Origin of the sequence: Rhizobium sp. CCGE 510 (assembly GCF_000292525.1) — a bacterium.
Classification (GTDB): Bacteria; Pseudomonadota; Alphaproteobacteria; order Rhizobiales; family Rhizobiaceae; genus Rhizobium.
The window spans coordinates 1-21,225 of sequence record NZ_AEYF01000026.1; the positions used below are offsets into that span (position 1 = coordinate 1).

Consider the following 21,225-nt stretch of genomic DNA (forward strand, 5'->3'; position numbering starts at 1 on the left):
CATCAAACGCGCAATACCCAAAAACCCGCCTCTCGGCGGGCTTTTTGCGTTGCTGGGGTGGTTCATTGATCGAGATTCGGGACCGTCAGCCCGCCTTTGCTCAGTCCTTCAACACGGCGGTTAAAATCTTCGGGGTTTCGGAATGGCAGGACGCGGCGGCGGCGCTCGACGGAGAAGTTCGGGTTGATCTGGAGCGCTTTCTCCCAAGCGCGTCGGCACTCCTCCGGCCGGCCGAGATGGCCGTAACATGACGCGAGCAGGGCGTATGCGGTTTCCGATTGGGAATTTTGTTGGAGCCGCTGCTCGATCGCAACGATCGCTTGCTCATATTCACCGAGAGAAAAATGCGCATCAGCGAGAAATTGGAAAAGAATTTCCGGATGATGCGGGTCAAGCCGCACCGATGCATCAAGTGTTTCCAAGGCGCCTTTAGGATCGCCGGAGAATATCTGGATATGGGCCATCAGTATCAGGAGTTCGGCGGAATTGGGAGAAAGGGCGAGGCCTCGCAGCACTTCCGCCCGGCCCCGGTCCAGTTCGCGGTTCCACATGCAGGCCATGCCCAGTGCGAAGTGGCTGTTGGGCTGTTCTTCTGCCATTTGCACTGCCTGCTGCGCGAGATCCAGCCCGATCTGCAGCGATGCCTCCGGATCGTCGCTCCAGGCGTTGACGTAGTCGAGCACATGCGTGAAGGAAATGAGGGCTTGGGCCGCCATGTAGTCCGGATCGATGGCCATAGCGTCTGCAGCCAGGCTGCGGGCGGCCCTATTTCCGGTTCGGGTATGGGCAGACGCCTGCTCTCGGCCGCGCAATAGCAGCTCATAAGCGCCGACATCGACTGCGCGCCCCTGGCCCAAACGGTCTTGGTCGCCATGGGTGAGGTTCAGCTTGAGCGCTGTCACGATCTCCTGTGTCAGTTCATCCTGAACCGAAAAAATGTCGGTAAGGTCGCGGTCAAACCGGTTAGCCCAAATATGTCCGCCATTGCTGGCGTCGATCAATTGGGCCGTAACCCGCACGCGGTTGCCAGCCTTGCGCACGCTGCCTTCAAGGACATAGCGGACACCAAGCGCCTTGGCCATCTCAGGCACGGAAGCTGTCACGTTCTTGTAGATGAAGGATGAGTTGCGGGCGATCACGTGCAATTCGGACAGCTTCGAGAGGTCGGTGATGATGTCCTCGCTGATCCCGTCGGAGAAATATTCCTGTTCGGCGTCGCCGCTCATGTTGTTGAACGCCAGTACGGCGATGGAGGGCTTGTCATGAACGGCTGCGGCCCATGCCGGTTTCATCGGGTTCGGCTCTCCCGGCTGCCGTGCCGGAAGCGGCTTTGAGACAGTTCCGATCTGAAGCAAATAGGCCCGCATCGGCTCCGCGATATTCTTGAGAGGGATTTTGCCGAGATCGGTAACGGCACAGTCAAGCCGCGTTTTCACCTGGCGATAGGCATCTTCGGAGAGACAGATGGCGCCGGGCTGGGCAATTCCCTCCAACCGTGCGGCGATATTGACGCCGTCGCCCATCAAATCGCCGTCGCTCTCTTCGACGACATCCCCCAGATGGATCCCGACCCGGAACTCGATGCGATGCTCGGGAGACACACCGATATTGCGTTCGACCATGGCGGTCTGCACTTCGATCGCGCAGCGCACGGCGTCGACGACGCTGCGAAACTCGATGAGGCTTCCATCTCCGGTACGCTTGACCACACGGCCATTGTGCACAGCGATGGTCGGATCGACCAGATCGCTGCGCAACGTTCGCAGCCGCGCCAGGATACGATCCTCGTCCGCACCGGCGAGACGGCTGTAGCCGACCACATCCGCGACCAGGATCGCCGCCAGTTTCCGCGTCACGCTCGTAGCCTCAGTTCCTCGTCAGACCAAAATAACACAATGCGACGGGCAACGTTGCCAATTCCTGATTGCCTTTGCTGCGGGTCCCGTGATGAGCTCGTTTGACGTTGAGATGTTGGGTAAGTTTGTGCGCTGACAGCGGCTAATGTTCGTCTTTGAGAGTGAAGGCGAACACGTAGTCTCCGACGTCCGTCGAATATGGCGCTCCACCAACCGATATCAGGACATACTGCTTTCCGGTTTTAGGCGAGACATAGGTCATCGGGGTGGCGCTCGAGCCGACCGGCAGAGGATATTTCCAGAGCTCCGAGCCGTTCTCGGCGTCATAGGCGCGGATATAATAGTCCTGGAAGCCGGCGAAGAAGACCACACCGCCGGCAGTGGCCGACGTGCCGGCATAACTCGGCAGGCCCATCGGCATCGGCAGATTGGTTTTGATCTTAAACGGCCCGAGTTCTTCGGCGGTCCCGGCCGGAACCTGCCATGCGATCTTGCGGGTATTCAGATCCACTGCCGTGACAGTGCCGAAGGGTGGCTGCGTGCACGGAACGCGGAGCCTCGAGGTCCACATTTCGGTGGCCATAGCGTAAGGCGTACCGCGCTGCGGGGCGGAGGGGCCGTGCGCGGTCGTGGTGAGGGCAAAATCGACATATTCGTTGCGCGGGATGAGTGCGAAGAGGCTGGGCACGCGGATGTCGTTCATGAAGACCCGGTTGTTGGGCAGATCGACCGATACACTTCCCCAGTTGAGGCCGCCCAGATTTCCCGGCTGCTGGATCGCGTATTGCGGGCCGATCGGGGTGAAATCGCCATCGTAACGCATCTTTCGGAAGGCGATGCGGCATGCCAGCTGATCGAACATCGTCAGGCCCCAGGCCGTCTGCTCCGTCACCCGGTCCGCACCGATTGTCGGCATGCCGACGGAATAGGGTTGCGTCGGAGACATTTTCTCCCCCGGCGCGCCGCCTTCCTGCGGCACCGGCTTCTCCTGAACCTCGGCAATCGGTGCGCCGGTCTGACGGTTGAGCAGGAAGAGCTGACCGCGTTTGGTGGTCTGCAGGAGAGCCGGCATGGTGGCGCCATTGCCATCGGGCAGGTCGATCAGAACCGGTTGGGCCGGCAGGTCATAGTCCCAGAGGTCGTGATGCACGGTCTGGAACTTCCATTTCTCCCGTCCGGTCGTGACATCGAGCGCCACCAATGTGGCATTGTATTGATCGGCGAAGGCCGGGCGATTGACGCCGTAATAATCCGGGGTGGTATTGCCGAGCGGTGCATAGATCAGCCCAAGCTTGTCGTCGAATGCGGCCGTCGTCCACATGTTGGGCGTGGCCCGCGTATAGGTCTGGCCCTCCGGCGGGAGTTTGGTGATCTGAGGATTGCCGAGATCCCATGCCCATTCGAGGTCGCCGGTGACGACATTGAACGCGCGGATGACGCCCGAGGGTTCGCCGACCTCCTGATTGTCCATGACCCAGCCTCCGACGACGATCAGATTGCGGGCAATCAGCGGCGCCGATGTCTGAAAATAATAACCTGTCTTGACTTCGCCCATGCCCTGGGAGAGCTGCACGGTGCCCTTGTCCCCGAAGCCTTTACAAGGCGCGCCGGTCTTGCTGTCGATCTCCAGGAGGCGGGCGTCAATCGTTGTCTGCACCAGACGCTCATTGCAAAGACCGTCGGCAGATTGGGCCTCCTGCGGCATCTTGTAGTAACCGAGGCCGCGGCAGCGCTGCCAGTAAGGCGCCGTTGCCTTGGGGTCGAAGGTCCAGCGAGGTTTGCCGGTATCTGCATCGAGCGCTGCGATCACATCCGTCGGCGTGCAGCTATAGATCGTATCGCCGATCTGCAAAGGCGTGTTCTGATCGGCGCCTTCGCCCTTTCCTGTGCGATATGTCCAGGCAAGGCCTAGCTTTGCAACATTGCCGCGGTTGATCTGATCGAACGGGGAGTAGCGATCTCCTGCCGTGCTGCGGCCATAGGATGTCCAATCGGAGGGAGCGTTGTCGCCCCCGGCGGTCTTATAGGCGGGGATGTCGGCAGAGGGGCGGATGATCCCATGCGATACGAAGCTGAGACCGAAACCCGCAACAAAGATGAGAGCGATAAACAGGGCGCCGCCATGAAAGAACTTGCGGTTGGCGGTCGGAGAAAGCGACGGTGCAAAGAGAAGGGCGAAGCCCGCCAGTGCAATGGGGGACATCAAACGTGCAAAGAGCGCCCAAAAGTCGAGACCCGACTCCCATAATGCCCAGGGAAGGGTGAAAATGGCAACAAGCAGGACAATGAGAGCGCCTGACGTCTTCCGGCGCCACAGCAGACGCGCGGCAACCAGATAGGCAAGCCCGACGATCGCGTAATAGGGCGAGCCGCTGAGGCTGAGCAGCACGCCGCCGCCTCCCGTTAGTGCCAATCCGATTAAGGCAAGAACAATACAGAACAGCATGGCCAGAAATTTCATCGTTTCCTCATCCAATCCGCCGCCCGATCGCCTGAATTTAAACTCCGACCGTCGCATGGCACCTCGGGAAGCGCAGGGCCATTGGTTTGATGGTCGGCTATCTCGTCTTCGGGAGAGGCGAGCTCTCTCGTTCAATTTTTTCCTGGTGTAGCTCTGGTCACTGACACACGGCTCCGACCCGGCAATGATGCGGCCGCCGATCTGCGGCAACAGCTTGCCATTCCAAATCGAGTAATACTTCTGAAAGGGGCACAGATGGTTCTCGGCGAAAAGCTTGATCTAGCGAACGGGCGACCGACAGGATTCGATTATATGCGATTACTGTTAGCCTTTTCAGTGCTTTGGATACATACGGCCCGCGTCACGTACGGCGATGACCTCTTCCTATGGGAGTCATCCTTCCGTCCTGTCATCAAGTCAGTGCTTCCGATGTTCTTTGTGTTGAGTGGCTTCCTGGTGGCCGGCAGTCTTGAGCGGTCGAAGACATTGATCTCATTTCTCGGTAACCGATTTATCCGGATCTACCCTGCTCTCGCGGTAGAGGTATTGCTGGCTGCCTTTATACTCGGAGCGATCTATACAGAGTATGACCTGCGTGACTATTTCACCGATCCTCAGTTCTTTACCTATCTGCTGAATGTCACAGGGCACATTCACTTCAATCTTCCAGGGGTATTCCTGGACAATCCCGACGCCGCGATGGTGAACGGGCAGCTCTGGACGGTGCCCTTCGAGCTCGAGTGTTATGCTGTGATCGCCGCCCTGTTTCTGCTCGGCGTGGTCAGGCGGCGCGTGATCGCCCTTATCGCAACGCCGGCTTTGATCGTAAGCTTCGGTATCGCAAGGTATTGGAAACATGAAAGCGATTGGGCGACGATGCCCACGACCGCGTCGGGCAATCTGCTTATCTGTGCTTTTCTCGTGGGGGTGACGTTCTATCTCTACAAGGACAAGGTTCTGTGGGATGCGAGAATTTTCCTTGCCGCGTTGGCAATGATATTCTGGGCCTACTGGTTCACCTCCTTTGGGGATTTCATCGCCATTCCGGCTATCGGATATGTCACGGTTTTCCTCGGCCTGACCTCGCCCCGCAAGCTGGGCGTTTTGCGCGGGGCCGACTACTCCTACGGCGTCTTCCTCTATGGATATCCCATCCAACAGGCGTTCGTCGCGCTCGGTCCTTGGGCGCATAACTGGTTGTTGAATGGCATTGCCTGCAGCATCGTTGCGACTTGCTTTGCTGCCTTCTCCTGGAGGTTCATCGAAAAGCCGGCGTTGAAATTGAGGAAACAAGTCACCTGGCTCGAAAACCTCAGTCTTCAACGCGGCGAAAAACGGCAATTGGCCGCCGCAGTCTCGGAGTAGACTTATCGATGCCGGTTGCGAGGCTGGCAATTGCATCGCCGGTGCTTAACCGGCAAAGACATCAGCAGGGCTCGCCAATCACCGGCGAGCCCTGTTTGGTTGTAACGTGGTCAACCACCGCGGAGAAGCAATCCTAAGTATCCATATGCAAGCTTATGTTCATATTTATCTTTTTGGAACAATCGAACGAATGTTCAGTTAGGCGCTGGAACGTCGCGGCAGCACCGCGGCGCCTCGTTACAAATCCGATACCTAAACCCTTCCTGCTTTCTCCTAGCATCTTTTGATTTCAGACGATGGATGGCCCTGTCTGAGGAATAGCCAAATATTCTTCGTGTGGCTTGATCCGTTTGCTGGGCGGTTATTAGCAATATTTTAATATTAATCGATAAAATACTTCGATCGGACTTCGTTTCGACTTTGGGTTTTGTCATGTCGTTGAGGGCAGGCGGGGGCTTGAAGGAGGCGTGAAGAGAGGAGCAGGATAATGCTGAAGAGCACGCTCATCGTGATTGCCATCTCCGTCGCCGCCGGAGCGACCATTCGCGCCTGGGCTTTTGCAATCTTTGCATTTCTGCTGGTCGCTGCCTTGGGTGTTGTGATCCTGCTGAAAGGCTCCTCCTTTTCGGACGCGATCGCCTACTCTCTCGAAGCGCTTGTATTGATGGAAATATGCTATCTGGCGGGTTTATTCGCCTACTCCCTGTGGGCGCATTTCCAAAGGCGGCGGAAAAAGGACTCCATCACCGAGCGCTCACATGTGACCGGCAAGCGTCCCCACGGATAATGTGATGGCTGAGTAGCAGGATGCGACCTCTGTGAGATATCTCCGCCGTGCAGGAACGAAGGCAACTTCCACAAAGATGACGATTTGCGCCCGCTGGACAGGATGGTTCAAGGCTGCCTTTTTGCCTAAAATCCTTTTTTAATCAGCTGATTACAGCATGCTTACGTCTGAAGGCCGCTTACGCCTTTCGGCGGGGAAAACGGAAATACTCTACGAGTCCACTTTGGGCAGTAAGGCGTGCCGGGAAAGCAGGGCCGACAGAGTTTTTGCCATGATCATGAAATCCAATACGAGCGTCCATTTGCACAGATACTCGACGTCGAGGGAAACGCTATTCTGATAGCTGAGGCGCTCGCTGGTCTGCCAATGACCGATCAGGCCAGGACGGACCGCGATATAGGCATAGGCATGTTCGCCATAACGCGGCAGCTCTTCTTTGGTAATGGCGCGGGGCCCGACGAGGCTCATTTGCCCAAGCAACACATTGATCAATTTGGGAAGCTTGTCGAGGCTCGATCGTTTCAGGATGGCGCCGAGGAGAGTGACATTCGGGCCGGCCGTTGCGTCGGCTCTCGTCGTCCGGAACTTGAGGCAACCGAACTCTTTTCCCCTATAGCCAATCCGCCGATGGGAATTGAGAATGGGCCCCCTATCGCTTAACGTTATGATGAGTGCTACCGACAGAAGGAGCGGCGACAGAAGAAATAAGAGAGACGCCGCGATGGTTATGTCCAATACGCGCTTCAGGGCCCTGCTGATGGTATGGGATTTGGACGAATTGAACCGATAGCCTTCCTCTCGCCCCCTGGTGTAATCCCGCCAAGGGTCATTTCGGTTGATGCCCTGATTTTTTCCCGCCATCCGCGTCTCCGTTGGGCGAAGCCCAGAAATCATAGCGAAAGCTTGTTCTAATATAGGTTCTATGTCTGTGACCGAGGTCATAATGGTGAATAAATTCTTTATCTCCGAAGATGTATTTATGAATATTTAAAATATTATTTGCGCAACAGGTTATATAATCAAAATGTTACCAGTATTAATTTGCGACAATGGGATTAATCAGCCGTCATGCTGATTTGTTGTGTCGTTGCGATATTGTTTGGATTGCGTATAAATCCAGTCAGATCTTGATATCTCGGCATTTAGTAGTGTTTAACGTAGGTGTTTGCGTATATAAATGTGAGTGATCATCAGAAGTTATGTATATTTTAGGTTTTTGATTTCTATGTTATTGTTTCTTTGCTTTTTGATTTAACATTATTGCCAATGTTGCCGACGATGATAACGAATTAACCTACGTGGAGTTGCGTGTATCGACGCGGCGATTAGCATTGCAGATAACAAGACTAGAGGAAGCGCGTCGCGAGTAGGCGAGGCGGTTACTTGCGAACCTGCAGGTGTTGTATACGGTGGCCGCGGGGATCTGGATCATGAGGTCCGCCCCGAGCACTCCCGGGCGATATACATTTAGGCGACCTGCATCAGACTTGGCTCTCGGAGGCATTTCTCCAGTATTTCCAACCTTCACCCTGGATGAGCCCGTGATCGGAGAGGTCCTTCCAGCTTCTGTAGGTGCCGGTATCGGCACAGACGAAGGCATCGACGTCCTTGCTCGAGGAATATACGGCATATTCCTCCGTATGTTGGGACCGGTGCGCCGCATCGGCAACCTTGTGCACGAAGGTCGACAGGAACTTGAAATGCAGAAGCGCGCCAGATACGCCGAGCGCGCCGCGCATATCGCCCAAATTCAGGGAGAGCGGCCAGACCTGGTGGGATGATTTCAGAAAGAGACGTTCGCCCCCGACATAGACGAGGGGTATCTTGTTGAGCGCAGGGCCATCCCAGAGCCGGTCGTTGAAATAGACTCGCCCGCGAACGCCGCCCTTGATCCATATCGTCCAGTTGCGTTTGTCGAAATGCGCGACATAGCCGGACCGGTCGAAGAGATTGCAGACCTCGAGCGGATTTCGACCAGGCTCGCATATGTTTTCGAGAACGGGATGGGGGCTGTACATGTCGATCATCACCGAGCGGAGGGAACGGCCGCCCATGGAATCGATATAGGCGGTTAATTGATCGATCGGCCGTGTGTCGCAATGGGGATAGACCAGGAACTCGTCTGCATCGACATAGAGAACCCATTTCTCCCGACAGTGCCGGTTGATGACTTCGTTGATCCAGTCGTTTCCGAATCTCGCAGCCTTGTAGGACCCGTGGGCAGAAACAAGTGAGACATCGTCGAAGCTGGACAGCAACTCGACCGTGCCATCGGTCGAGCCGTTGTCGATGCAGATGAAATGCTCGAAGCCGAGATCGCGATAATATTGCAGGAAGAATGCCAGCCGGTGCCCCTCGTCGCGGATGACGCAGATGACGACGTGACGTGCCTGCGTGAGCCCATCGCGCAGCAGGTCATAGCGAACCTGCCGGGCCTTGAGCGACCGGCGCAGACGGGCTTTCGCGTAATGCGAGATACTGGCGGCGGAAGCCCTATAACTCATATTCTGTCCTGAACATTATCTATCCTAGGATGAATAGATGAATAGTTGCGCTCCCGCCTGCAATCCAAGGCTCGACCGGCGATGCTGAGATCGGTCACGCCGTCATTCATCTCAGGGCGAAACCAATGATGGGTCATCATACGGCGTAATCGCCAACCAGCAGCTTTTGGACCAGCGGATCAGATCCGTCTTTCTCAATTGCGTGTTCGATGCGCGCTCGTATCGACCGGTACTTATACAGGATCTTACGGTCGACGCTTATTCCGCGATACAACGAGTTGTAGATCGGATGAGCTTTGCGAAGGTCGACGTAAACTTGGCTTTCCCTATCGGTCCATGGAAAGAAGGTTCCGTGCCACGGCTTCGGATGCGCCATGTAATGCACGATCGCCAAGGAGGACATATTGACGAGATGAAGGAACTGCTTGGGAAAGTTCCAGCGGTTCGATACGAGGATCAGCGATGAGCCACAGACATAATTCAATGCGCCCTGATCGTGCTTGCCCTCGCAAGCCTCGGGATTTTTAGCAAAAAGCTCAAGCGCCTCCTGCCCGATCCAGCCGTTGCGATGGAATTTCAGGACTCCTGCGTTGAAATAGTGGCTGCTCTTGCCAGTGTCGAGGAAATCATGGATCGCCGTGTAGTCGCGCGCCGCGAAAAACCTGCCTTCGGGCACAGCGGCGTTTTCGAGCCTGCCGAGATCGCTAACGATCTGCGTATCCCCATCAAGGTAGATGATCTGGGTATAGTTGACAGGCAAAATCTCGCAAAGCACCAGCTTGGCCATCGTGCTGACGCTGATGCGTCCCTGGAAATGCGATCCGTCGAGCTTGCCGAGCGAATCCTGCAGCGCGTCGGTCACATCGACCAAGTCGACCCCGCTCGTTGCGAGCAGGGCTTTCAGCTCTTCGAAATTATCGAGATGTTCCGACATGAGAATGCAGACATCGGTTGCGGGGCTTGCGAATTTGCGCGCCTGAAGCGCCGAGAGAATAGTCGGAAATGAATACTCGACATCCGTGACGTAGACGACGCACTGATTGTTCATGTCATCAGCCTTCCGATTGTGCGCGATACAAATGAACCGGCATTGTCTTTCCAGTCGAGGCAACAGTTGCGAATTGAGCCGACGGGTCTGTCATATGAAGGCCCCGTTCGGTATATATAGGCCGCGTCCAGTCCGGTGGTGGCCGAATCGGATCTGGCTGCCGGCGGCTTTTGTGTGGTCATTGTTGAGATATTCACCATGAAGAGTGCCTTGCTTGTCACAAGGCTGTGTTTCGACATCTTGTTTCGCGGACCGGCGATTGGTGCCGGGAGCGGTGTCGGAATGCAGACGGAAGGGGGATTGCGATGCTGATCACCACACTCGTGGCAGCTGTCATTTCGATTGCCGCCGGGGCGTCCATCCGGGCATGGGCCTTCGCAATTTTTGCATTCCTCGTGGCAATCGGATTCGGCAGCGTGGCTTTCGCCGATGGATCTTCCGTGATTGCGGCGGTCCTCTCCGGTGTCGCCATCCTCGTGCTGATGGAAATCGGCTACCTCACAGGCGTATTCGTGTCGGGGCTTTTGCGGCGTAGTGCCAGGTTGCGGGAAAATAATTCGGTTGCAGACAGCGTCGCGACCAGCCGCGAGCGCCCGCAAGGCTGATATTGACGTAGACCTCTCAGCATATTCTGCGGCGCGTTTTGCAGGAGCGCCTTTGGCCGGCGGGCTCCTTCTCGTGGCGATCATTGCAAGGTCCGACGCGGCCGACCGGCCTCGAGCCAGTACGGGCGCGTCGATGGCTTGACGAAACCATGCCGCGCCGCGGCGGAGTTCGAGCGCGGGCATCATCGTGCTGAAAACATCGGCGCTCTCATCAGAGATGTCGATGTCTCCCGTGGGGTCCGGTTGGCAAGCGACCGGGCCGCGCGTCGCGGCGAGATATTGGTTGGCGCCAGGCACCCGGCCGCCAGACCCGCCGTGGTGCTGAACAGCAGGCCGAGATCGGTGCCGCTTCCTGATATCGCCGCCGAGGCGACCTGGGCGATGCATGCCATAATCGCGGCGTTTCCGATCGCGTGGGTTTCCCGATCGCCTGACATGCGCCGGCTGGAGGCCCTTAAAAGGCTGCACAGGAAAGTGACGAAGAGCAGAGTGCCGGTTAATCCGACATTGGAAAGCAATGCAGCGATAAAACTGGAGGCTCGAACCGTGCCGAGCCCGGCGCCGAAGGTGGCCGTATCGACGAATGCGATCAATGCCAGCGTGTTCCAGGCGGTCCGTTCTTCGCCCGATTGCGATTGGAGCTTGTCCGATAAGGTGGTGTTCACCAGACCGGCAATGGAATCCCACGCATCGGGGATGAGGCTGAGTGCAACGATGGCACAGGGAAGCAAGAACAGCGTAATCACCAGGAGTGTCACGTGCGGGGTCGTTGCCGGGCCGCCGATCAGTCGTTTCAGGCAAAACAGCACCAACAAGCTGACAATGAAGATGCCGGCGATATAGGCGGTTGTTGAGGTGCAAAGCACGATCGTCGGGCCGATGAAAAGCGCTGCAAGTCCCGCCATGCGGCTTTGAACACGCTCCAGCCAGAGCATAAGCGTGAAGGAAAAATAGGCCAGCGCGACCGCGCCATAAGTGCTCGCTTCGGGAAAGGGACCGACGATGCGTTTGAAGCCGCTGATCGTCTCGGCCGTATGCATCGTATAATTGGCATTCCTGATGACATCGAGCAGGTAGGACTGGCCGGTCAGGAAGGTTCCGATATCGATAAGCGCCAATGCGAAACATACTAGCGACGCCACGATCAGTTGTTGTGCAATGAAACGGGCATAGCCGAGCCTGGTAAGCCCCGAGACGACGGCAAAGCAGGCAAGGTCGCCGAGCAGATAGACGGACTGGCTGAGATTGGACGAGCCTGGAGCCAGCGGAGCGGCCACTGTCGACATCATCCCCGAGACGTCTCGTGCAGAGGAGTAGACGAGGGTCGCGCCCGCAAAGATGCGGGGCAAGAAGAAAGACGATGCCACGGAAAACAGGATGTAGGTGGCAAACCAGAAGCCGGGGCCTGGATAGGCGATGCTGGCCAGTACCGCCTGCGTTTGAGCCGGGCGCAGCAGGGCGGCCAGAACGAGAAAGAGCACCAAAAGATGGCTTGGCTGGATGCTGCTGCCGCCGAGCGCGGGCAATTGGAGGGCCGCTGCGGCTCCGAGCAGCGTCGACAGGCAGAGGGTGGCAAGAGCAAAGCGCGCGCCGTTGATGATGCCGAGCACACCAAGCAGCAGAACGATGAAACCGATCGGTTCTATCGACATGCTTCAGATCCTGATCCGGAGGGTAGGCGGCCAATGCCCCGCTGTGGCCGATAACCGGCATCTGTCTTTCGGCGCGATGCTCGAGGCGAAAGCCGCCTGCTGTCGTCGATGATCACAACCGCCACCTAATTCGATCCCGCCTGAGATACCCAGCCGGGGGCCGACCGACTGTCCCCAGCCACATCGGACGACGGGGCCGTCGAGCTCTGTTTCTGCGGCGCGGTCTGCGGCGACGGGGATGGGGCCTGAAGATTCGTTTCTAAACCGACCTCGACCAGATCGTGCGGCAGCAATGCGGTTTGCTCGTCCGCCATGATGGTGCGATAGGTTCCATCGTCATTGCGACGCACGATCCTGTAGTTCTTCTGCGCTCTGCCGAGACCCGGCGCGTCCGTGCTGATCTGGGCGAGTTGAGCGTCGTAGCCGGCCTGTTCGCCGAGAAGTTGGGCCACCTGGATATCGATCGCCGCCCTGCCGATCGCAAGATTGACCTGATTGAGCAAGTCCTGGTTTTCGCTGTTCTGCCTGTTGACGATGTTGATCTTGGAACGATCGGCTTCGCTGAGGCCTTGGCGAGCCGTGGTCAGGGCAACTTCGAGATCGATCAGAGTACCTTGTGCATCGGCGACCCCGCGGTCGACCGAGACCTGACGGGAATTGCTGACCAGGCCTTTGCTCACCAGGCTGTTGACATTGTCCAATTCCTTTTGGGCAAGGTCGATCTGCCGCTTCTGCGAATTGATCTTGGCCGCAAGCGACTCGACCTGCTGGCCATAGAGGCGAGTGAGATCATTCGCCGCTTCGATCTGGCTGTCGATATCGACGCGCCGCAGCCGCATCAGGTTTAATTCCTGTGCCTTCAGCTTGTCTATATCGGGCGTTCCCACCAGTTCGCCAGGAATTTCGAAACTCTGCTCGCCGGCAATCTCCGCGCGCAGCCGTGCCTGCCGCATCAAGAGATCGCGTCGGTTGAGAACGGCCGTTCGGTAGGCGCCGGCAGCCTGGATCCGGTCGCGTTCGAAGTAGGTATTATCCTCGCGTTCCCGCAGGAAACCACCAGCGATGCTGACCACCTTCATGACGGTCATGTTGGGTTCAAAAGGATAGCGTCCGGGAGTTTGCACGGTTCCGGTCACGAAGATCGGCGCATGCTCGGCAATCTCCAGGGCGATGTACGGCTTGCCCGGGAGTTCCGCCTTTTCGGCCAGCGCGCCAGCAATGGCATCGGCGAGTTCTTCAGTCGTCTTTCCGGTTGCCTGCACGTGGCCGGCGATCGGGATCGACAGGTCGCCGGTATCGCCGATGGTATAGACGCCGTCGACAGCTTCCCAGCTGGCATAGCGCGAATCCGACGAGCGCCATTCGACGACGCGCAGTCTTACCTTGTCTTCCGGTACGAGGGTGAATGTTTGCGCGTGGGCGACGCTCCAGCCGGTCAGGCAGCAGAATGCCAGCAAGGCGAGTGCCGCGGAGATGAAGCGATCGGACAAGGATGTAGGCTGCATTGATCTATCTCCGTTTCGTTGCGATCGACGGCGAAGGCATCTCACGCGGCGACGGATTGCCGAGTTCGAGAATGCGGGACGGAGAGGCGCGGCCGACAAGAAGATCGGAAAGCGCCAGCAAATTGCCATTCAAACGTCCCCAACGGTCGATCAGGCGGTCTTTGAACAATAGGCCCGAGGCGTTCGCCAGGATGTTGCGGCCGATTTGTGCGAATGCACGGCTCTTCGACATCGTGCCCTTGCGGATCAGATAGACAGGATTGGCAACCTGCGAATAGCCGAGTCTTCGGCCGGGCTGGCGCCCCGATCTGACGCCGAGGTGCACGCCGCGGGCGCCTTCGACACGCACGGATCTGCCATAGCGGGCGATGGACCTGCTGAAATCGACATCCTCGAGCCAGCCGTAGAGCGGCAGTTGCTCGTCAAAAGTCAGCGCGTACTCGACAACGGATGAAAGGCGAACCGCCATGTTGCATCCGTAGGCGTTGTAGACCTCCGTCACCTGTTCGGCCGCTTCGCCAGCGGTTTCAAGAACCTGCAGAGCCTTTGACATGCTAAGGCCGCCGTCGAGGATGCCATCGGCCAGGACTTCGCCTGTAGCGATCGCCACGTTGGGCCTTAGCGCAAAGACCGCCGCAATCCGCGATACAAAGGTCGCGGCGGGAATGAAGTCGTCGTCCAGGAAGATCAGGATATCCGTATCGGCCGCGGCGGCTTCGATGATCCTGTTGCGCTGAGAGGTCAGGCCACGGCTGCCGACGATGACGTCTACGTCGACGCGGTCGGTAAGCCCGGCGGCATCGTCGATCAAGGGTACGCAGACGATCAGCCGCTCAGCCTGATCGGGCAGCCTGGTAAGATAATCGACCGTTTCCCGCAGGACCGAGGGGCGACCTGCCGAGGCAATCCCGATAGCAATTCGCAACGGGCGGTTCGCGCACCCTGCCGCGGCTTCAGTGCCGCAAGGACCAGGCGCCGGCCCGATTGGCCCGTCCTGCCTGGTTGCTCCTGCCGAAGACGAGCTCATGACTGCATTCTCTTCGGTGCATGGTTGATGATCGCGCCGAGGATCTCCGCGCCGACGTTCCGCATAGTGTCGATGACGCGCACGGTATCGTCGATCGAGGTGCGGCCGTGCGAAGTGACGACGAGGACTCCGTCCAGTTCCGGCGCGATCGCATTGGCATCCGGAGAAGCGGAGAATGCGGAAATGTCGACGAATATGGCGTCGAATTCCTTTTTCAGATCGGCGAAGCTTAACTGCGTGCGACGGGAGCTCAGGCGAATGGCTGGCGTCACCGCTTCGACATCGCCGAGGGGAAGGAACTTCAGCGTCGGGGTGAGGGGCAATGCCGCCGTCTGAATCAGTTCTCCATTGTCGAGGACATCGACGAGGCCGGTGGAACTATGGGGCGCGATCGATTTGCTGAGCGACGATTTCTGTGCAGCCGCATCGATCAACAGCGTCTGAGCTCCTGATATCGACGACAGCACGGCAAGTTCGCACGCGATGGTCGATGCACCGCTGCCGGGATCGATGGCGACGATTCCGATGACAACCCGGCGTTTGCGCCGAAGACCGACGACCGTCGCGCTCAGTTCCGCCATGCCTGGGATATCAGGATAGGCGGCTGCCGTGCTGCTGTCCGTGCCGGCCGCAAGGAAACGGGCAGGGTGACGATTGCTGGTTTTCTTGGAGGTCGCCAGCACGGTGACGAAGGGCAGTCCAGCGGCTTCGGCAATCTGATTGGGACGGATGATCCGGCGATCACCGGCGTGCCTTATCATGGCGAGTGCCAGGCCGAGACCAAGACCGACCGCCGCCGCAAAAGCGATGATGAGCGTGCTGCGCGGCCTGGCCTTCGAAAGAGGCAGCGTGGCCGGCGAAACAATCGTGGCATCGGACACCGGGTAGGTGATGCGCTGCTTGGCTTCGGTAAGCTGGTTCAAGGTGCTTTCATAAAGGGTGCGGCGGGCGTCCGTCGCGCTTTGCAGCTCCGCGAGCTTGAACTGATCGCGCGGATTGCTTGTAAAGCCAGCCAAAGCGCTGGCAGCTTCGGCAAGTCCACGCTGTTGCTCGGTTATGAACTTCGCCAGCCAGTCGCTGTATTGGCGGGCGGCGTTGGCCTTCATGGCGATATTCTTCTGGATATATTGCCGGGCGAGCGTGTCGGCGATGTCGACGGCTTTCTGCGGTGTCGTTGCCGCGGCCGAAATCTCGATGACCGTCGAACTTCCGATCCGGCGTAATTCCATCATATTCAGCAGCGTAGCGGTCGCCCAGTCATGGAGGCGCTCCTCCTGCGGTCGCGCTTCTCTCGTTCCCTTGCCCGTCGCTTCCTGCGATGGCGTATCCAATTCCGAAGAAGAGCCCGTCAGCCAATTCTTTGCTCTGTCCTGTAGCGAAGGCGCCTGATCGACGAACTCCGGATCGGTATCGAGATCAAGCGCCGTTACCGTTCCGCCGACGACATCGCTGGATTTGGCGATTTCCAGCTGTCCCTCTATGAATGCATCTTCCGCAAAAGCCCTCTGTGCTTCGGAGCCGCTCACCTGAGGAAAGATCACAAGTTGCGTGCTGGCAACGAATGTCGGCTCGGCTGTCAGTACATAGCTCCCCGCCATCACGAGGAAAGCTATGGTCGTCGCCACAATCCACAGCCAGCGCATTCTGAGAAAGAAAAGCATATCCCGCAACGTCAGCGGTGAATTCCCCCCAGTGGTTGCGGCAGGCAGAGATAGCGGAGAAACACCGCTGAAGATCGTGCTCGAGGTCATGTCGTCCTAATCCAAAATGGCGATATCACGGAGTAACCAGGGACCGAGTGACCAGGTACCTGCAGCGTGGAGGGGACGCGCGGAGGTGCAAATCTTCCGATTTCAGGCATGATCGGCAGCTCTCCCCCGATTGCTCAGTAAGAGCCCCGCTGCGAAAACAGTGCGGGAATGGTCTTGGCAATGATGATCAAGTCCCGGCCGAGCGACCAGTTATCGAGATAGTGAACGTCGAGAGAAACCCGGTGTTCATAGCTGACATCGTTGCGCCCGCTGGTTTGCCAGTGACCGGTCAGGCCGGGGCGCACTGCCATGTACGCCCATATATGCTCGCCGTAGCGCGGCAATTCCTCGACGGTGACTGGCCGAGGGCCGACGAGGCTCATTTCGCCACGCAGGACATTGAACAGCTGAGGAAGCTCGTCGATGCTCGACCGCCTCAGGATGTCGCCGACGGCCGTGATCCTGGGATCGTCCTTCAGCTTGTGTGTCGCTTCCCATTCGCTTCGCGCAACTGGGTTGTTTTCGAGCAATTCGGCAAGCTGAGCACTCGCATCGGTCTTCATGGTGCGAAATTTGAGGCATCCGAACGGCGCTCCGCCGAAGCCGATGCGTGTATGGGAGTAGAAGACCGGGCCGCGGTCGGAGACCTTTACGATCAAGGCGACGACCAAAAGAAGCGGGGAAAGCAGAATCAGAGCGGTGATCGCCATTAGAAAGTCGAGTGCGCGCTTGGACGATCTACCCGCTGCACGAGGCCGGGACGCATTCAGATCGCCGCCTTTCGCAGACCTTCCGACACGCGACCATGCCTCGAAACTGTGTGCTTCCCATGCCATTGGGGGTCTCCAAAACTTTCCGATTAAGAACCGTTTCAAACTTTGCTGCGCCGCACCCTGGTTGTCTGTTACCAAGGTCATAATCCTTAATAAATTCTTTATGCTACCAAAGGGCAGAAGAGAATTCCGATTGTAGCTTCGAGCGAATTATTTTCATTCTAAAGGGCAATCTAACATACTTAAAGGTGATTAATACACTGAAATTCAATTACATTTTTGATATCATCATTTGGATTATGACTGTTTTTTAACTAGAAAGACTTTTTAATAAGCAGCCACCTCCAATCATACAATTGTTCTTCGATGGCGTCGAGTTTTTGATTGTCGATGATAATGTATCGTTGTTTTGTAGCGAAATGTAGTCTTCATCTTTACGCTGTCTCTCGGTGATGTTATTTGACTTGGCTATTAAGGCAATATAAATGATGCAGTGCAGCATTGCCTATCGTAATTCGAGTATTGGAGTTATGCGCATGGACGGGGTGACACACGCATCAGATCGCAGGGCCGGCGTCGGCAAGGCGGCGATATCGCCTAGCGGCGGCATTCATCTCGGCAGCCGCATAGTGCTCGACGACGAATTCCTTTCGTGCCGGTCGAGCGTCCGGCGTTTCCGGCGTGGCGAGGTCATCGCCGGGGCCGGCGTCCTGGTGGATATGTTCGCTCGCGTGCATTCGGGGGTAGTCAGCGCAAGCACGATGCTTCCCGACGGCAGGGAATTTATCGTCGAAATCATCCCAAAATCGGGCCTGATCGGCGAGCTCGAGGTTTTGCGCAGGCAGACGTTGAGCCTCGAGTACCGGGCCGGTTCCAACTGCGAGCTGCACTTCTTCGAAGGCCGCCTGCTGCGCGACATGTATGCAAGCGATCCTAGCTTTCGCGAAAAGGTCTTCTCCAGGGCGCTGGCGCGTATTTCGGAGCTCGAACTCCGGATGATTGCGAATGCGGCGTCGAGCCTGCAGTCAAGGCTGGCCAGCACACTGCTGCGGCTCTCGGCCGTTTATGGAAAAGATGCGGCAAACAGCGGAGATGAACTGATCATCTCGCAAAATGATCTGGCCGCGACGCTGCCGGCGTCTCGCGAGAAGGTCAATCAATGCCTGCGGCGCCTGCGTGAAGGCAAGATCATCGACGGGGGGCAGGGCAAGATCCGCATTCTTAACCGCAAGGCGCTGGAAGCCTGCGCCAACGGCGCCGTTTCGGTGAAATGATGCGCCTGTCGCCTTCAGGGGCCATCCGACCCACCGCAAGCGTCGGCCGGTTTCCCGGCCCTGGCACGACAAAGATCGATCGCGTGGTCATCATCGACGATTACTCGGTGGCCAGAGGCGGGGCGACAGGCCTGGCGGTGCTGTCTGCCAAGCTTTTTCGCGGGCTCGGCATTCCAGTGACCTATATTTGCGGGGATGACGCCGCCAATGCAGAGCTTGCCGCACTCGGAGTCTCGATGGTCGGACTGAAAAGCCGCGACCTGCTCAGTGTCAAGCGTGCGAAAGCGTTCGTCACCGGCATTCATAATGGCGCTGCCGTGCGCATGGTGGCGAACTGGATTGCTGCAAAAGATACTGCCAACACCATCTACCATGTGCATGGCTGGCACCAGATCCTATCTCCCGCGATTTTCAGGGCGTTGGTGCCGGTCGCCAGACGATGTGTGGTTCACGCGCATGATTTCTTCACGGCCTGCCCCAACGGCGCCTTCTTCGACTATCAGGCGCAGGAGATCTGCCTGCGACGCCCGCTCGGCGGGAGCTGCATTGCGACGGCTTGCGACAAGAGAAGTTATTCGCACAAATTGTGGCGTGTCGCCCGCGGCTCGAATATCCTCCGGCTCTTGAAGGATCAGGCCGATTTCGGCCGAATAATTCTGCTGCACGAGAAGATGGCGAGCTTTCTCGTCGGCGCCGGCTATCGGCCCGAAAGGCTGACGACGATCCGCAATCCTGTCGCTCCACTCTCCATCAAACGGATCGAGGCGGAGGCCAACGACGAGTTCGTGTTCATCGGACGGTTGGACGAGGAGAAAGGCGTGGAGGACGCCGTTGCTGCCACACGCAGAGCCGGCGTCAGGCTCTGTGTGATCGGGGACGGGCCGCTGATGCCGCTGGTTTCTGCGGCAGGAGATCACGTCAGAGCCGTCGGCTGGCAGTCGCATGCGGAGATCGGTCCGACCATCCGCAAGGCGCGTGCGCTGTTGATGCCCTCGCGTTATCCCGAGCCGTTCGGTCTCGTCGCTATCGAAGCGGCCAGGAGCGGTCTGCCCGTCATTATGTCGCGCAGCGCTTTTCTCGCCGAGGAAATGGAAAGAGCCGGCATGGCACTTGCCTGCGATACGGCCGATCAAAGCGCCTTTGCCGATACTTTGCGGCGATTCAGCCAAATGCCCAGGCATGAGGTACGTGCCATGAGCGAGCGGGCTTTCAGACTGTCGCCGGATCTGGCCTCGACACACGAGGAATGGCGCGACGCGCTTCTTGCCGAATATCACAGCCTGATTTCGACGAATGCGGTTTCCGAGCTGACAGACGGTGTGGCGATACAAGGAGTATTGAGTTGACCCTTAAAGCAACAACCTCTCTTCCCGACGCGAGGGCTTTTCCGACCGATGCGCCTGTCATGGCGAAAAGGCGCGCCGCCGAGGCCGGAAGCGAAACCGGGCAACTTCGCGTCGCCATCGTGCACTATTGGCTCGTTTCGATGCGCGGCGGTGAGAAAGTCCTCGAAGAGCTGTGCCGCATGTTTCCGCAGGCCGACATCTTCACCCTCGTCTGCAACCGGGACCGCCTCAGCGATTTTCTGAAGACACGGAATATCCGCACCTCTTTCCTGCAGAAGATCCCTGGCGCGCAGCGGCATTATACCAAGATGCTGCCGCTGATGCCCTTCGCGCTCGAGCAGTTCGATCTGCAGGATTACGACTTGGTGCTGTCGAGCGAATCCGGCCCCGCCAAAGGCATCATCACGCGCGCCGACGCTCTCCATGTCTGCTACTGCCATTCGCCGATGCGCTATATCTGGGATCAATTCCATGTCTATCGCCACGGTCTTCCCTGGGTGGGACGTGCCTTGATGTCGATTACCGCGCCCATGCTGCGCGCCTGGGACGTGACGACGTCCTCGCGCGTCGATGTGTTCGTCGCCAACTCCGATTATGTCGCAAGCCGGATCCGCCGCTTCTACGACCGGGACTCTGTCGTCATTCATCCGCCCGTTGCGACCGACGATTTTGCGGTTGGGAAGGGGAAAGGCGAATTTTACCTCTATGCGGGACAGCTGACCACATACAAGCGGCCGGATATCGCGGTGCGCGCCTGCACCGAGGCCGGCCGAAAGCTGGTCGTCATCGGAGAGGGAGAGCAACTCCCTTATCTGAAGTCGATCGCCGGCCCGACCGTTGAGTTTCTCGGCCATCAGCCCTTTAACGTCCTACGCGACCACCTGTCGCGATGCCGCGCCCTGTTGTTTCCGGGTACGGAGGATTTCGGCATCCTGCCGGTTGAAGCAATGGCATCAGGGCGGCCGGTTTTGGCTTTCGACGCGGGCGGCGCCCGGGAAACCGTATCCGCGCCACAGGTCGGATTCCGCTTCGCGCAACAGACGACGGAAGCCCTTTTGGAAACGATGGCAGCATTCGAAGCGGTCGAGGACGATATCGATCCGCATGCAATCCGCGCACACTCGCTGAAATTCTCCGCCTCTGTATTCCGCGATCGTCTGTCCAGTCTCATCGAGCAACACTTGTCCAGCCATGGAGACGGATCTGCCGACGTGTTCAGAAGACGGCACGGTTGAGGGGAAGGAACGGAGCTGCCTGCCTTGCCGCGCCCC

16 protein-coding genes and 1 pseudogene are annotated in these 21,225 nt (G+C 57.9%); 7 read left to right on the forward strand and 10 right to left on the reverse strand.

Going from position 1 to position 21,225, the window contains the following annotated elements; translation table 11 throughout:
- Window positions 1-62: 62 nt before the first annotated feature.
- Both RCCGE510_RS13090 and RCCGE510_RS13095 read right to left on the reverse strand, forming a co-directional pair.
- Entirely contained in the window at window positions 63-1,856 is a 1,794-nt protein-coding gene (locus RCCGE510_RS13090) for an adenylate/guanylate cyclase domain-containing protein (RefSeq protein ID WP_007630597.1), read from the reverse strand.
- Between the two features lie 142 nt (window positions 1,857-1,998).
- Window positions 1,999-4,317: a membrane-bound PQQ-dependent dehydrogenase, glucose/quinate/shikimate family gene (locus tag RCCGE510_RS13095; protein ID WP_007630598.1), complete on the reverse strand. Its 2,319-nt coding sequence runs from the start codon at window positions 4,315-4,317 to the stop codon at window positions 1,999-2,001.
- A 255-nt stretch (window positions 4,318-4,572) separates the two neighbouring features.
- On the opposite strand from RCCGE510_RS13095, the gene RCCGE510_RS13100 reads away from it, so the two are divergent.
- Together RCCGE510_RS13100 and RCCGE510_RS13105 are read left to right on the forward strand one after the other, a co-directional pair.
- Window positions 4,573-5,682: an acyltransferase gene (locus RCCGE510_RS13100; protein ID WP_007630599.1), complete on the forward strand. Its 1,110-nt coding sequence runs from the start codon at window positions 4,573-4,575 to the stop codon at window positions 5,680-5,682.
- Window positions 5,683-6,169: 487 nt separating this feature from the next.
- On the forward strand, window positions 6,170-6,469 hold the full coding sequence (locus tag RCCGE510_RS13105; protein WP_007630600.1) for a hypothetical protein: 300 nt from the start codon (window positions 6,170-6,172) through the stop codon (window positions 6,467-6,469).
- Window positions 6,470-6,679: 210 nt separating this feature from the next.
- Here RCCGE510_RS13105 and RCCGE510_RS13110 read toward each other — a convergent pair whose 3' ends face one another.
- On the reverse strand, window positions 6,680-7,330 hold the full coding sequence (locus tag RCCGE510_RS13110) for a sugar transferase (RefSeq protein ID WP_037078665.1): 651 nt from the start codon (window positions 7,328-7,330) through the stop codon (window positions 6,680-6,682).
- A 451-nt stretch (window positions 7,331-7,781) separates the two neighbouring features.
- Here RCCGE510_RS13110 and RCCGE510_RS35580 point away from each other — a divergent pair.
- Window positions 7,782-7,904: pseudogene (locus RCCGE510_RS35580) on the forward strand (Crp/Fnr family transcriptional regulator); the annotation flags it as partial.
- A 46-nt stretch (window positions 7,905-7,950) separates the two neighbouring features.
- Here the strand turns inward: RCCGE510_RS35580 and RCCGE510_RS13115 are convergent.
- On the reverse strand, window positions 7,951-8,973 hold the full coding sequence (locus RCCGE510_RS13115; protein WP_007630602.1) for a glycosyltransferase family 2 protein: 1,023 nt from the start codon (window positions 8,971-8,973) through the stop codon (window positions 7,951-7,953).
- Between the two features lie 136 nt (window positions 8,974-9,109).
- Complete coding sequence (locus tag RCCGE510_RS13120) at window positions 9,110-10,021, reverse strand: glycosyltransferase (protein WP_007630603.1); 912 nt, start codon at window positions 10,019-10,021, stop codon at window positions 9,110-9,112.
- Between the two features lie 305 nt (window positions 10,022-10,326).
- Between RCCGE510_RS13120 and RCCGE510_RS13125 the strand changes: the two genes are divergently transcribed.
- Window positions 10,327-10,626: a hypothetical protein gene (locus RCCGE510_RS13125; protein WP_007630604.1), complete on the forward strand. Its 300-nt coding sequence runs from the start codon at window positions 10,327-10,329 to the stop codon at window positions 10,624-10,626.
- Window positions 10,627-10,808: 182 nt separating this feature from the next.
- On the opposite strand, the gene RCCGE510_RS13130 is transcribed toward RCCGE510_RS13125, so the two are convergent.
- From RCCGE510_RS13130 to RCCGE510_RS13150, 5 genes are all read right to left on the reverse strand, one after another.
- The gene (locus RCCGE510_RS13130) at window positions 10,809-12,278 is read right to left on the reverse strand and encodes a hypothetical protein (RefSeq protein ID WP_007630605.1); all 1,470 of its coding nucleotides are present in this window, start codon (window positions 12,276-12,278) and stop codon (window positions 10,809-10,811) included.
- Window positions 12,279-12,403: 125 nt separating this feature from the next.
- On the reverse strand, window positions 12,404-13,783 hold the full coding sequence (locus tag RCCGE510_RS13135) for a polysaccharide biosynthesis/export family protein (protein ID WP_007630607.1): 1,380 nt from the start codon (window positions 13,781-13,783) through the stop codon (window positions 12,404-12,406).
- Between the two features lie 4 nt (window positions 13,784-13,787).
- The gene (locus RCCGE510_RS13140; protein ID WP_037078591.1) at window positions 13,788-14,810 is read right to left on the reverse strand and encodes a glycosyltransferase; all 1,023 of its coding nucleotides are present in this window, start codon (window positions 14,808-14,810) and stop codon (window positions 13,788-13,790) included.
- Complete coding sequence (locus RCCGE510_RS13145; protein WP_037078593.1) at window positions 14,807-16,561, reverse strand: GNVR domain-containing protein; 1,755 nt, start codon at window positions 16,559-16,561, stop codon at window positions 14,807-14,809. Before RCCGE510_RS13145 ends, RCCGE510_RS13140 begins: the two co-directional genes overlap by 4 nt.
- A gap of 134 nt (window positions 16,562-16,695) precedes the next feature.
- Complete coding sequence (locus tag RCCGE510_RS13150) at window positions 16,696-17,397, reverse strand: sugar transferase (protein ID WP_007630610.1); 702 nt, start codon at window positions 17,395-17,397, stop codon at window positions 16,696-16,698.
- A gap of 473 nt (window positions 17,398-17,870) precedes the next feature.
- Between RCCGE510_RS13150 and RCCGE510_RS13155 the strand changes: the two genes are divergently transcribed.
- The 3 genes from RCCGE510_RS13155 to RCCGE510_RS13165 are packed head-to-tail and all read left to right on the forward strand — an operon-like array spanning window position 17,871 to window position 21,189.
- Complete coding sequence (locus RCCGE510_RS13155; protein WP_007630611.1) at window positions 17,871-18,608, forward strand: Crp/Fnr family transcriptional regulator; 738 nt, start codon at window positions 17,871-17,873, stop codon at window positions 18,606-18,608.
- Entirely contained in the window at window positions 18,608-19,954 is a 1,347-nt protein-coding gene (locus RCCGE510_RS13160; RefSeq protein ID WP_007630613.1) for a glycosyltransferase family 4 protein, read from the forward strand. The genes RCCGE510_RS13155 and RCCGE510_RS13160 overlap by 1 nt, the downstream gene beginning before the upstream one ends.
- The gene (locus RCCGE510_RS13165) at window positions 19,951-21,189 is read left to right on the forward strand and encodes a glycosyltransferase family 4 protein (protein ID WP_037078595.1); all 1,239 of its coding nucleotides are present in this window, start codon (window positions 19,951-19,953) and stop codon (window positions 21,187-21,189) included. The genes RCCGE510_RS13160 and RCCGE510_RS13165 overlap by 4 nt, the downstream gene beginning before the upstream one ends.
- The last annotated feature ends 36 nt before the right edge of the window (window positions 21,190-21,225 follow it).

Coding starts and splice junctions, on each gene's coding strand:
- RCCGE510_RS13095 (WP_007630598.1), bottom strand. CDS start 4,317: ATGAAATTTCTGGCCATGCTGTTCTGTATTGTTCTTGCCTTAATCGGA.
- RCCGE510_RS13100 (WP_007630599.1), top strand. CDS start 4,573: ATGGTTCTCGGCGAAAAGCTTGATCTAGCGAACGGGCGACCGACAGGA.
- RCCGE510_RS13105 (WP_007630600.1), top strand. CDS start 6,170: ATGCTGAAGAGCACGCTCATCGTGATTGCCATCTCCGTCGCCGCCGGA.
- RCCGE510_RS13110 (WP_037078665.1), bottom strand. CDS start 7,330: ATGGCGGGAAAAAATCAGGGCATCAACCGAAATGACCCTTGGCGGGAT.
- RCCGE510_RS13115 (WP_007630602.1), bottom strand. CDS start 8,973: ATGAGTTATAGGGCTTCCGCCGCCAGTATCTCGCATTACGCGAAAGCC.
- RCCGE510_RS13120 (WP_007630603.1), bottom strand. CDS start 10,021: ATGAACAATCAGTGCGTCGTCTACGTCACGGATGTCGAGTATTCATTT.
- RCCGE510_RS13125 (WP_007630604.1), top strand. CDS start 10,327: ATGCTGATCACCACACTCGTGGCAGCTGTCATTTCGATTGCCGCCGGG.
- RCCGE510_RS13130 (WP_007630605.1), bottom strand. CDS start 12,278: ATGTCGATAGAACCGATCGGTTTCATCGTTCTGCTGCTTGGTGTGCTC.
- RCCGE510_RS13135 (WP_007630607.1), bottom strand. CDS start 13,783: ATGCAGCCTACATCCTTGTCCGATCGCTTCATCTCCGCGGCACTCGCC.
- RCCGE510_RS13140 (WP_037078591.1), bottom strand. CDS start 14,810: ATGAGCTCGTCTTCGGCAGGAGCAACCAGGCAGGACGGGCCAATCGGG.
- RCCGE510_RS13145 (WP_037078593.1), bottom strand. CDS start 16,561: ATGACCTCGAGCACGATCTTCAGCGGTGTTTCTCCGCTATCTCTGCCT.
- RCCGE510_RS13150 (WP_007630610.1), bottom strand. CDS start 17,397: ATGGCATGGGAAGCACACAGTTTCGAGGCATGGTCGCGTGTCGGAAGG.
- RCCGE510_RS13155 (WP_007630611.1), top strand. CDS start 17,871: ATGGACGGGGTGACACACGCATCAGATCGCAGGGCCGGCGTCGGCAAG.
- RCCGE510_RS13160 (WP_007630613.1), top strand. CDS start 18,608: ATGCGCCTGTCGCCTTCAGGGGCCATCCGACCCACCGCAAGCGTCGGC.